Below are 12,542 nucleotides of genomic sequence, written 5' to 3'. Positions count from 1 at the left end.
CCGGCGCTATTGGTTGCGCCGGCCAAAAATTCTCCGGTAAGCCGACGGTGTATAACCCCATTTCTTTTTAAAGAGCCTTCTCATAATCGAGGGTTCCTTAAACTCCATATCGATAGCAATTTGCTCCACCGAATGGTCTGTATTCAGTAAGCGCTCGCATATTTCCTTAGCTATCTTTTCCGTTCTGTGGGTGCGCATATCCCGGCCAAATTGCAAAAAGAACAGCTCCCTGGCTTTGTTGGCCCCGATGCCGAATTTTTTAATCAGTTTAGACAAGGGGATGTTTCGATGTTTGTCGTCAGCAAGTATAGATTCTATCATTTTTACGGCAGCAATTTCGTGTTCTGTATAATTATATCGTTGACGTTTGTTAGCCTGTGTACGCCTGATGTCATACAGCGACGCCGCCAGCAGCCTGGCCACACATTCATGCATAAACATGGCCCGCTTATCTTTCTCTTTTATACATTGGGCAATATCAGTCAACAGTTGCCGCGCCCCGGGGGGCGTTTCGAAGGCAGGAAGCCTCCATCCGCTATCGGGTGTACGATTCGCGTGCATCAATAGCTTTCGGAAATAGGGTTGATGCCTGGCCAGTACTTCGACCATCTTCAGATCTACCTCCACCTTTACGGCGGTAAAATGGCTGGCCTCTACCTGCAACTGGTGCTCGCCCTTCGGTACGAAGTAGAGGCAATAGGTGCCCTCCTTCATAAGCAAACTACCCAGCTGCTCCTGCGATACCTGTGCCTCTCCTCTAACGATGTAGAATAGCACGATAACAGGGGCAGGGCACCTTACCACTAAAGGAGATGACAAGCCGAGCTCGAACCGGTGTTGGCTGAGCGCTGTATAAATAGCGTTTTCAGTTTGTTGCAACAGGCGTCCGGCAGCGCATACGCTTTCGGAAATCGGGGCATGATCGATCATGCTGGAAAAGCCATGTGGGCAACTCCTGGAATATTCACGTACATCGGGGTGCACGGCAATGGGGAACTCAAAAATCATGGGCAGTTATTTTTAAAATGGGATAACTGCTTATACGGTTAGGTCAGACTTTGTTGATGAGTCCGAAGTTAATCATCGGTCATGAATCAGCCAAAAAATTTCTTTGCCCGAAAATGTATCCTTTATGCCCGAAAGTGTCCTGCGGAGCATACATAGGTTTCGTCATCTTTACAATACACCAAAAATCTGTTTTATGCTTACAGTAAACCAAATATTTGAAACGCTAAAAGAAATGAAAAGCAATGAACAAAACTTCTGGCCACAGTTCAATAGCCCGGATGTTTTTTTGATCAGCGCAAGGGTAAACCTGTTTCGCAACGACCGTGATCAGTGGGCCGTGATATTCGAAAAGCTGATATTCGATCATGTAGTTTATAATCTGGTACTGGAACTGAAATGTTTCGGCAATTGTCTTAAACCCGGAATGCCTAATTATTATAGGGTGTCCCCCGTAGACGATGAGGATTACGATGAGGTAGCAATCTATGAAATGGTAACGGGCGATGAACGTTTCCTAAAGGTGCGTCGCTGGCGTATACCAATCATCCTTGATAGGGATGCCTACTTTAAAGCAGGCATACAGCTGCTGGATCCGGAGTATATTCTCCTGCACGAGGCGCTACGTTTGCAATCTGACAGGTACGGTGCTTTGTTTCATGCCACCGATAAGGAGCTGCACCGCCAGATACCTGCTGATATGGAAAAAATATTGGTGCTGGACGAATGGCATCACCGCGATCATCGCGAATTTAAGCTCGTTAACAGGTATGAATCTCCGGATGTATGTTATGGCACCGTTGGTACTTCCTTAAAGGAAATGAACATAGCCCTTGAGAACGCGAAAGCAGCACTCCTGCGTGGAGAAACGGAACGGATTGTCTGGCAGGCAGTACCACTACCTGCTAATTTTCCGGAACTGGACGAAGCCTGGTGGCTGTTTGCGGAAGTACTGGCAACGGGCAACCCGGAAGCATATAAACCCTCGCTGCCACCCAATACACACTGGCGAAACTGGCCATCTTCCGGTTTAAATTATATATTTCGGCAACTGGAATTTGCGATAGACATCAGGCACGCTTAGCGTGCTTTTTTTATGCCCTGATTTATTTTGCCCGAAACTGTCCCTTTTCTGCCCGAAAGTGTCGCATGAAAACGCCTTGCACCACCCCATCTTTGCATCCCCAATTATTTTTTCACCTTTAAACCATGTTTTATGATTCAGAAAGAGTTCAATGCGATTTCCACCGGCGCAAGCGGTAAGTTTTCCAACCAGGTAACCCTGCGTAACAAAGCGGGTAAGTTGTTTATCTGCAAAAACAAGGGTGCGAGCAGTGTGCCCCCCACCGAGGCCCAGCAAGGCGTGATGAGTATGTTCAAACGCGCTGCGGCATACGCTAAAAAGGCGATCAGGGATCTCGACCTGCGCAAACTGTACCAGGCAGCAGCCAAAGCCGGTGCTACTGCGTACAATGCGGCGGTAGCCGATTATTGCAAGGCCCCAAAAATTACCGGCGTACTCACAGAAACGTACACGGGTAATGCCGGCGACATCATCATGGTCGAAGCCACAGATGATGTACGGGTAACTGGTGTAAACGTCGAAATCTTCAGCCCGGCAGGCGACCTGCTGGAAAGTGGTGCGGCAACAGGCGGTACCGATGCGGAGGACTGGACTTACACCACCACGCTGCCGAACACAGATGTGGCGGGTTGCCGGGTAGTAGCAACGGCGGTCGACATGCCGGGCAATATTACCACCACCGAAGTGGTGCTGGCATAACGTTACTAACGGAAACCACCGGGGCGTATCCACGCCCCGGATTTTTTATGTAAAACACTTAACTATGATCAGGAAAACTTTCATCTCAGAAATCAGGCAGATACTACAAGGCGCACTCCGGCATACTTACCGCGCGATCAACTTCGCCATGGTGCAGGCCTATTGGAGTATTGGCCACCGCATCCTCGAAGAAGAACAACACGGGAGCAACCGTGCGGGCTACGGCGATGCACTGCTCGCAGAACTGGCCGTTCATCTGACCGGCGAATTTGGCAAAGGTTTCGAAGAGCGGGAGTTACGCCGTATACGCCAGTTTTACCAGGCGTTCCCAATTCGGGACGCACTGCGTCCCGAATTAAGCTGGACGCATTACCGTATCGTCATCCGCGTCGAAGACCCTGTCGCAAGGAACTGGTACATGCTGGCTGCTGCTGACAATGCGTGGAGTTCCCGGCTGCTGGAAAGAAATATTACGACCAAACATTACGAACGTTTATTATCCCCGGGCAGTGTGATCCTGGATAAAGACCATGCTGCCGCTAATCAGGTGGTCCGCGATCCCTACATCCTCGAATTTCTCGGCCTCGAACAACCGGCCATTTATTCCGAAAGCGATATAGAAGCTGCGATCATCAACAATATCCAGTCCTTCCTGCTCGAACTGGGCACTGGCTTCTCGTTTGTTGCCCGTCAATACCGCATTAAAACGGATACAAGGATGTTTTTCATCGACCTGGTATTCTATCACTTCATCCTGAAATGTTTCGTACTGCTCGACCTGAAAATCACCGCACTCACGCACCAGGACATCGGGCAGATGGATATGTATGTGCGCATGTTTGAAGCCATGAAAAGGAGGGCAGACGACAAGCCTACATTAGGGATCATCCTTTGCTCGGAAAAAGACCACAGTATGATCAAATACAGCATGCTCGAAGAGAGCAAACAGTTGTTCGCTTCCGAATACAGCCTTGTACTGCCCTCCGAAGCGGTGCTTACAGAGCAGCTGGGCAGGGCGGCGGAAATGTACCGTAAGGCAAAAATCTTGTAACGGGGATAAGGCATTCTCCCCTAAATTCTCTAGCTTCGCAGTACAGAACAATCTAACGCTTGGCTACATTCAGTGCATACAGTGATCAGCAGTTGTTGGAACTGGTGAAGAACGGCGATCCTGACGCATACGAAACGCTTTACCGGAGGCATTCGCCCATGATGTACAGGGCTGCCTTCTACATCCTTCGCGACGAACAGGCTTGTTCCGACCTCGTGCAGGATATTTTCGTATGGTTATGGGAAAAACGCAGAAGTCTCGACATCTCCCTCTTACAACCGTATCTGCGTACTGCCGTTAAGTTTAAGGTCGCAAACCTGGTCCGTTCCGGTAAAATACGCGACTCTTTCTTCGAAGACCTCTCCAGGCAACCATTAGAAGCAGGAAATAGTACGGAGGAACTCATCGCGCTCAGCGATCTGAAATTGCTCGTGCAGCAGGCCATCGATGCGCTGCCTGCCCGCGCACGCGAGGTGTTCCTGCTCAGCCGGGAAGCACATTTCTCTAACCGGGAAATTGCCGAACAGCTGGGGATCTCCGTGAAAGCAGTAGAAAAACAAATGACGCTTTCCCTGCGCCTTATCCGTGCAGCCATTGAACCTCACCTCATCGAACTGTTATTGGTATCCAGCGCGGTGGGGGCCTTACATCCCTAGTTTTCAGCCTTTTTCTATCGTCTGTCTCCTCCCATGGAGTGCAATATTATATGAGGAAAAAAAATATGCCGGCACGCCGGTAGGGTTCCTGTATTTCCAGGTGCCTATAGTATGCAGCCCCTCTGCAAATGAATGTTTATGACGAAAGAAGAGATCATCGCACTTACCGACAAGGTCGTTTCCGGCACCGCTACGGACGAAGAACTGGTTTTATACAACCGGGTGTTTCAGTCGTTTACGCCGCCGACCAACGATTGGGACACTGCGGTACTAGGCAGTCGTCTCCAGGTAGAGGAGCGCCTGCACCAGGGCATCCTGGCTAAAACAGGCTACCGGAGGGCAGCTGGCTTGCAGGTACGTCGCAGGCTGGTATTGGCTGCCGGTATGGTGTTGCTGCTCGGCGCAGGCATTTATTGGTTAGCGGGAGACAGGCAGCCTGCAAAGCAGGTGGTGAAAGTTAAACGTCAATTACAGGATGTGCAGCCGCCTGCGGGCAACCGTGCGGTGTTAACACTGGCGAACGGACAAAAGATACTGCTGGATAGTAACAGTACGGGCATGCTGTCGCACCAGGGCGATGTAACGGTATCGGGCGGCGCTGGCGGACAATTGCAATATTCGGGCACCGACGACGAGGTGAGCATCAACACGCTCTCCGTACCGAAAGGCAGCAGGCCAATGGTGTTGATGCTCACAGATGGAACTAAGATATGGGTGGATGCGGGATCGTCCCTGCAATTTCCTACTGTTTTTCCCGGTAAAACGCGGGAGGTAACGGTGAACGGACAAGCGTATTTCGAGGTAGCGCCAAAGGCGGGTCAACCTTTCTTTGTTTATAGTGAAAACGACCAGACCCGGCTGGAGGTGTTAGGTACTTCCTTTAACGTAAAAAGCTTCCCCGGCGGCCGCGATGCGATGGTCACATTGTTGTCCGGCGCCATTAAACTGAAGGGACTGGTCATGGAGCCGGGGCAGCAGGTCGTTGTGCGCGACGGTAAAGGTCTGCGGTTACAGCAGCAGCCTAACCTGGAACAGGTAATGGCCTGGAGGTCGGGGTTGTTTCTTTTTGAAGGGGAGGAGCTGCCCGCCATTATGCAGGAACTGGAACGCTATTATGATATATCAGTGAACAATAACAGTAAAATCGATGAGCGCTTTGTGCTGCGGATGCCGCGTAACGTACCGGTGTCTGAAGTGTTGAAAGCGCTCGAAATGACGAAGCTGGTCCGTTTTACGATAACGGGTCGCACCGTCACCATATCAGATAAATAATACGGGCAAAATCTATTTCCTTAACCAAAATCAACCAATTATGCTTGTCGTGTTTCGAAGCATCTCGTCTTTACGAAGCAGCCGCATGGCATCCCTGGCCTTTAAAGGCACAAGGGTATCGCTGCTGATGGCATTGATGCTCATTGGAGGCCAGATTACGCTGGCTGCACAAAAAGTTTCCCTGAACCTGAAATCGGCCAACATCGCCCGGGCTTTTCGTGATATTGAAAAGCAAACCGGCTACAGTATTGTTTATGGAAAAAGTCAGTTGAAAGATGCGCTGCCTGTCACCTTAGCCATGCAGGACGGTACGCTTAAGGCTGCGCTGGACGCCATTTTCAGCAACCAGCCGTTTACTTATGCCATGTCCGGACGCATCATCGCCGTACAGGCACGTCCGGCCAAAACGGAAGAACAGGAACCGAGAATTACCGTTACTGGCCGCGTGACGGACGAATTGGGTCACCCGATCCCATCTGTATCGGTGGTCATACCAGGCACGCCTTATGGCACCATGACCAATGATGCCGGCGAATACCGGCTGGAGAACGCCATTGCTTCTGCAGACCTCATCTTCAGTTATGTAGGTTTTGAAACCCAGCGCCTGAAGATTGGCGGCCGTACCAGCATCAGCGTGGTGTTGAAAGTTGCACCAAAGGGGCTGGATGAAATGGTGATCATCGGTTACGGTGCTACCACCAAACGCAAAAACACCGGTTCGGTAGCTTCCGTGACGGCGGAAGAAATTGCAAAGCAACCAGTCGCCAACCCGCTGAATGCTTTGCAGGGCCGCGTACCAGGTGCGATTATTTATCAATCTAATGGCTTGCCTGGCTCCCGGGTAACAGTACAGATCCGTGGCGTGAACTCGCTCAATAGCGGGCAGCAACCATTGTTTATCATCGACGGTGTACCGTTTAATACGATTGACCAAAACGTACCGGCTACGAATGATATCAACACCTTGTTTGCCGCTAACCGCGGGATTAGTCCTTTTAGCCTGATCAACCCTTCCGACATCGAACGCATCGACGTATTGAAAGATGCGGATGCGACGGCGATTTATGGTACAAAAGCAGCGAATGGTGTAGTACTCATCACCACTAAGAAAGGTAAATCTGGTAAAACGAAATTAGATGTGAACGTATACCAGGGTGCCGGGGAGGTAAGCCGTTTCGTTCCTATGATGAACATTTCGCAATACCTGCAAATGCGTCGCGAAGCCTTTGCCAACGACGGCATTACGCCTAACGCAGTAACGGCACCCGACCTGTTCGTGTGGGATACGACCAAAAACACGAACTGGCAGGAAAAATACCTGGGTGGTACGGCGCAAACGACCGATGCACAAGCGACCGTTTCCGGCGGCGATGCCAGAACACGTTTCCTCTTTGGTGCAGGTTATCACCGCGAAACAACGGTATATCCAGGCGACTTTGCCGATCAGCGTATATCCGTTCGCTTTAATGCTGACCATACTTCGCTCGATAAAAAATTCAATGCAGCCGTTTCCGCAAACTATTCCTACAATAAATCAAATCTGCCCAGCACCGACCTGGCCAACTACTATTATTTGCCGCCAAATATGCCGGTCCGTAATGCGGATGGTTCTTTGTTCTGGAATGCGAACTTCGAGAACCCGGATGCCTACCTGCTCCAGATGTATATCGGCAAAACCTCCAACCTGCTGGCCAATACCGTACTGCGTTACACCGTGTTGCCCGGGCTCGACCTCAAGGCTTCGTTAAGTTACAGCGCACTGGGGATGAATCAGAACCAGCAATCGCCTGCTATATCGAAAACACCGATCGGCAGCACACCTACGAACTCTGCACGTTTTGCAGATATCGATCAGAAGGTGTACACCATTGAACCGCAGGCGACTTACACCCGCAATCTCTGGGGAGGCCGCCTGAATTTACTCTTGGGTAGCACGTTACAGGCATCTTCCAATACCTCGGTAAGCATCACCGGTAATAACTACAGCAATGCTGCTTTACTGGGTTCGTTACAAGGTGCGGGGACTTACACTTCGGTGCAGAACCCATTCACAGAGTACCGCTACAACTCTGTTTTCGCCAGGATTAACTACGAATGGCGTTCAAAATATATCCTGAACCTGAATGGTCGTCGTGACGGTTCCTCCCGCTTCGGCTCCAACAACCGCTTTGGTAACTTTGGCTCCGTGGGAGCTGCCTGGTTATTTGGTAATGAAGAATGGGTGGCTGATAAAATGCCATGGCTGTCGTTCGGTAAGTTACGCGCCAGCTATGGTCTTACCGGTAGTGATCAGATACAGGATTACCTGTACGTAACGCAGTTCAGCGTATCGTCCGGTAACCTCGGCTACCAGGGTAGTGCTACGTTGTCGCCAAACCGCATCAACAACCCGAACCTGCGCTGGGAAACGAACCAGAAGCTGGAATTTGCACTGGAACTGGGTTTCCTGAACGATCGTTTGCAGCTGAATACGAATTATTACCGCAATCGTTCCGGTAACCAGCTCGGTTTCCTCACGCTGGCTTCGCAAGCCGGTTTTAACGCTTACTCATCTAACTTCGATGCGCTCATCCAGAACAGCGGTTGGGAGTTTGAGCTCAATACCACGAACATTTCGCAGGGCGATTTCACCTGGAAAACAGCGTTCAACCTCACCGTGCCGCAATCTAAATTGCTGGAGGCCAGTCCGCAGTATTTCTATTTCACCCAACAGGCACTGGGCAAGCCGTTAAGCTTCCAACAGCGCTTTATTTACAAAGGTGTAGATCCGCAAACAGGCCGGCCGCTTTACCAGGACTTTTCGAAAGACAGCCTCACGTTTACGCCCAACTTCAGCACCGACAGGCGTGTGATCGGTTACACCGCTCCCGAGTGGTATGGAGGCCTGAGTAATACGTTTACCTACAAGAACTTCGACTTCAGCTTCTTCTTCCAGTTCACGAAACAGGAGGGCAATATTTATCCGTCCTCCACGCCAGGTTCGTTGGGTAGCGGCAACATGACCACCCTATGGCTGGACCGCTGGCAACAGCCGGGTGAAAATGCTGCATGGCCAAGGGCCACAACGACGACAAGTATCTATTCTTCCTATGGCAGTTCCAATGCAATTTGGGGCGATGCGTCTTTTGTTCGGCTACGTAATGCGAACCTTAGCTACACGTTGCCCAAGGGTGCACTTTCTGCCTTAAAGATCAGCAATATGAGAGTATATCTGCAGGGGCAGAACCTGTTTACCTGGACTAAGAACAAATATGTAAGTGATCCGGAAACAGTATCTACCATCAACCAGGCGTCTGTGGTGATGGCACCATTGCGGGTTATTACTGCCGGTCTTAATTGTTCATTTTAATTCTTAAGTCGATGCGAAACAAAGCATACCATATATTCAGCAGGTTGGCCGCCATTGTGGCTATCGGAAGCCTCTCGCTTACCTCCTGCAAAAAGTTTCTGGAAATAGGCACGCCGGCAAACGCTGTAAGTGAAGAAGGCGCATTTGCCGACTCCGCCACTGCTACCAGTACTGTGCTTACATTGTATACACAGGCGGCCAATACGAATCCGCAAAACACTTCGGTGTTGTTCAATGTCACGAAGTACGGGATGATGAGCGCCGATGAGGCTTACTATCTCACCAACAGCTTGTGGGATAATTTCCGAAACAATACGCTGGCGTCAGGTAACGATCTCCAGGGATTCTGGGCGGCCGCTTACACGAATATCGGCCGTACCAACTATATCATTACCAACCTGGAAGCTGAAAGCAAACTCACGCCAACCGTGCGTAACCAGCTGTTGGGCGAAGCTAAGTTCTGGAGAGCCTGGCATTACTTTTACCTGACGAGTTACTTTGGCGCCGCACCTTTGGTGTTAAATACCGATGCGCTCACCAATGCGCAGCTGCCACGTTCTACCGCGGCGGACGTATACGCACAGATTGTAAAAGATCTTACAGAAGCCAAAGCCCATCTCACTGATATTTATCCCTCCGCTGAACGAGCGCGCGTAAACAGAAAGGTGGCTGCCGCCATGCTGGCACGTGTTCGTTTCTACCAGCAAAACTGGCCGGAGGCTGAGAAAGAGGCTGGCGAGGTATTAGGCACTACTGGTACTTATCGCCTTGTGAATGGAATGGATTCTGTTTTCATTCGCACCAGCCCCGAAGTGATTTTGCAGGCGGCGAATGTAACGGGTGTAACCAGCTTCGGAGCGGAGTTTATTCCGGCTGCCTCCACGCCAAACGTAGTATTGTACGACACCTTGGCCCGCACATTTGAACCGGGCGACAAACGTAAAGCCCAATGGACGCGCCCGATCACGTTCAGCGGTAAAGAATATTTTTATCCTTATAAATATCGCGTGCGCGCAGGCACGGCTGCTAACGAATACGCTGTGATGCTACGCCTCGCCGAAATGTTCCTCATCCGCTCGGAAGCCCGCGCTAATCAGGATAGGATCGGTGATGCGGTGGACGATATTAACGCGGTACGGCAACGGGCAGGGATAAACGGTTTGGCTAAAACGATCGATAAAACTACCTTGCTGGCGGCATTGGAGCACGAGCGCTGGGTAGAGCTGTTCACCGAGTACGGTGATCGTTGGCTGAACTTAAAAAGAACAGGTAGGGCAGATGTGGTGTTGCCGCTGATCAAACCTGCCTACACCGCTACGCAAAAGCTGTATCCATTGCCAACGCTGGAGTTACAGGCTAACCCGAAACTCGCACCCGACAACCCGGGATATAACTAGTTAAATCATAATTAAGCAGCAATACATGAAAAAGTTAATGATGATAGGCATGCTGTCCGCCGCCTCTTACACTGTTGCCCACGCACAGCAACCCGCCGGCGACACGACCATGCGTTATTACAGCCGGCTGGTAGCATCGAAAGATGCAGCCGACCATGCGACACTCGAATCTCACCTGTATAAATTGCTGAAAAGCGATAAGGAAAAGGACTGGCTGGTGGCCCGTAATTACTTTTACCAGTTGGGCAAGGGCAAGGTGGTAGATTCTATCAACGCCGCGGTGAAAGCTCGTTTTCCTTTAGGTATGGAAATGTTGCAGGAAGAAGCGAAAAAGGTGTATGCAGAAAAAGACCCGGTGAAGAAAGAAGCACTGTATAAAGCGTTGGTGAAGAAGTTTCCGCCAAATAAACCAGGTGCGGAGTCGATCCTTTACGATTATGTGCGTAACGCGGTGTCCAGCGCTTATGCGGATGTGGACAACGTAAAAAAGGCGGTGGAATACGCTAATATGATAGAAACGCCGATCTGGAAAGGTGAGGGCTGGGCGGGTGCCGCACAACGCCTGGCAGCACGCGGACATAAAGACGAAGCACTGGAGTTGTATAAGAAAGCGCAGGCTAACTCTTTCAAATACCTCACCACGCATCGCAACGAGCCGGGTGCCGGTTTTGCAGGCATGGGTTACGTAGGTTACAGCACCCGCGCTGCGGCCCTGTATATCGACAAGAAGGATTACGCGAACGCGGAGAAATATATTAAAGCGGCGTTCGATAGCTCGAAAGGGGTGAGCGGCGATTTATATTCTACTTACGCGAAGGTGTTGGTGCAACAGGGGAAAGACCAGCAGGCGTTCGATCTCATTGATGCTGCGGTACGTGCCGGGCAGGCGACGCCAGGTATGAAGGAAAGCCTGAAAACGCTGTACCCTAAAGTAAAAGGCAGTGCTGCCGGTTACGACGACTACATCGTAGCGGTCAATAAAAGCCTGGCCGAAACCACGCGTAAAACGCTGGCCCGCCAGATGATCAATGAACCGGCACCGGCCTTCGAATTGAAGGATGTAGACGGCAACACGGTATCGCTGGCCGCGCTGAAAGGTAAAGTACTGGTGCTCGACTTCTGGGCCACGTGGTGCGGACCCTGCAAACGCTCGTTCCCGTCCATGAAAATGGCGCAGGACCGTTACAAGGATAACCCGGATGTGAAGTTCCTTTTCATCCATACACTCGAACAGGAGAAGAACGCGACCGATAGCGCAAAAGCATATGTTACACGCAACGGTTTCCCCTTCACGGTACTCATGGACCTGAAGGATGACCAGGGCAAAAACAAAGTGTGCAGCGATTACGGCGTCAAAGGTATTCCGACTAAGTTCGTGATCGACAAAGAAGGTAACATTCGTTTCCGCTTTGTAGGTTTTGCGGGTGGTGAAGATGCAGCCGTGGAAGAGGTGGCAGCGATGGTTGAACTTGCGCAGCAACCGAAGAAGAGTTAAATAGAATTTTATATTATAGCCCGTCATGGTAAGCCATGGCGGGCTATTTTTATGCTGCCCGGTGGCGGCGGGCGTACGAAGTAGCGGAGATGAACATAACTATCCTCTCCGGCACATGCAAAAAGCTTTGAAGCCAGATGGTGCTGATTATCAGGAAGATCTTAAAATCATTGTATGTAAAACCACTAATTTATGTACTGTTAGTGTGTTAAAATACAATACAGTAAAGCATTTCCGCATAACTACGTGTATTTGTTAACGATAGTGTTCCGGAACGGAATTTGCAGCTGAGTTTTCGTTAACTGAAGGAAACCAATGAAAACCACAACCGCATCCACTGTATCAACTTATTACCCTGGATTAGACTACACCGCTCAACACATCTCTGCATTTTTTCAATCCGGCGAAGGACTATTTTTGCTCGCGCTCAAGAACCGGGTGGTCGTCCGTTTTTACCCGGAGGATATGTTCGACTTCCTTTCCTGGTTGGAAGTCAACAAGATCCGCAAGGTGAGTTAAAACCGCCACATCTCA

10 protein-coding genes are annotated in these 12,542 nt (G+C 50.4%); 9 read left to right on the top strand and 1 reads right to left on the bottom strand.

Going from position 1 to position 12,542, the window contains the following annotated elements; genetic code table 11:
* Positions 1 to 6: 6 nt before the first annotated feature.
* Positions 7 to 1,008, bottom strand: coding sequence for a helix-turn-helix domain-containing protein (locus MKQ68_RS10380; RefSeq protein ID WP_264283231.1), 1,002 nt, complete (start codon positions 1,006 to 1,008; stop codon positions 7 to 9).
* 193 nt (positions 1,009 to 1,201) lie between these two features.
* Between MKQ68_RS10380 and MKQ68_RS10375 the strand changes: the two genes are divergently transcribed.
* The 9 genes from MKQ68_RS10375 (at position 1,202) to MKQ68_RS10335 (ending at position 12,527) form a co-directional block, all read left to right on the top strand.
* Complete coding sequence (locus MKQ68_RS10375) at positions 1,202 to 2,089, top strand: DUF7003 family protein (protein ID WP_264283230.1); 888 nt, start codon at positions 1,202 to 1,204, stop codon at positions 2,087 to 2,089.
* Positions 2,090 to 2,221: 132 nt separating this feature from the next.
* On the top strand, positions 2,222 to 2,788 hold the full coding sequence (locus MKQ68_RS10370; RefSeq protein WP_264283229.1) for a hypothetical protein: 567 nt from the start codon (positions 2,222 to 2,224) through the stop codon (positions 2,786 to 2,788).
* 64 nt (positions 2,789 to 2,852) lie between these two features.
* Positions 2,853 to 3,839: a PDDEXK nuclease domain-containing protein gene (locus MKQ68_RS10365; RefSeq protein ID WP_264283228.1), complete on the top strand. Its 987-nt coding sequence runs from the start codon at positions 2,853 to 2,855 to the stop codon at positions 3,837 to 3,839.
* Between the two features lie 59 nt (positions 3,840 to 3,898).
* A complete protein-coding gene (locus tag MKQ68_RS10360; RefSeq protein ID WP_244838960.1) occupies positions 3,899 to 4,495 on the top strand; it encodes an RNA polymerase sigma-70 factor in 597 nt (198 codons plus the stop codon).
* Positions 4,496 to 4,633: 138 nt separating this feature from the next.
* On the top strand, positions 4,634 to 5,767 hold the full coding sequence (locus MKQ68_RS10355) for a FecR family protein (RefSeq protein ID WP_264283227.1): 1,134 nt from the start codon (positions 4,634 to 4,636) through the stop codon (positions 5,765 to 5,767).
* Between the two features lie 40 nt (positions 5,768 to 5,807).
* Positions 5,808 to 9,116, top strand: coding sequence for a SusC/RagA family TonB-linked outer membrane protein (locus tag MKQ68_RS10350; RefSeq protein WP_264283226.1), 3,309 nt, complete (start codon positions 5,808 to 5,810; stop codon positions 9,114 to 9,116).
* Between the two features lie 11 nt (positions 9,117 to 9,127).
* Positions 9,128 to 10,513 carry a RagB/SusD family nutrient uptake outer membrane protein gene (locus tag MKQ68_RS10345; protein WP_264283225.1) on the top strand — a complete coding sequence of 462 codons (1,386 nt, stop codon included), beginning with the start codon at positions 9,128 to 9,130 and terminating at the stop codon, positions 10,511 to 10,513.
* A 25-nt stretch (positions 10,514 to 10,538) separates the two neighbouring features.
* Positions 10,539 to 12,008, top strand: a complete 1,470-nt coding sequence (locus MKQ68_RS10340) for a TlpA disulfide reductase family protein (protein ID WP_264283224.1) — start codon at positions 10,539 to 10,541, stop codon at positions 12,006 to 12,008.
* A 315-nt stretch (positions 12,009 to 12,323) separates the two neighbouring features.
* Positions 12,324 to 12,527, top strand: a complete 204-nt coding sequence (locus tag MKQ68_RS10335; protein WP_264283223.1) for a hypothetical protein — start codon at positions 12,324 to 12,326, stop codon at positions 12,525 to 12,527.
* The last annotated feature ends 15 nt before the right edge of the window (positions 12,528 to 12,542 follow it).

Source organism: Chitinophaga horti, assembly GCF_022867795.2.
Classification (GTDB): Bacteria; Bacteroidota; Bacteroidia; order Chitinophagales; family Chitinophagaceae; genus Chitinophaga; species Chitinophaga horti.
The sequence above is the reverse complement of the archived record's forward strand: the minus strand, read 5'-3'. Positions and strand labels throughout refer to the sequence as shown.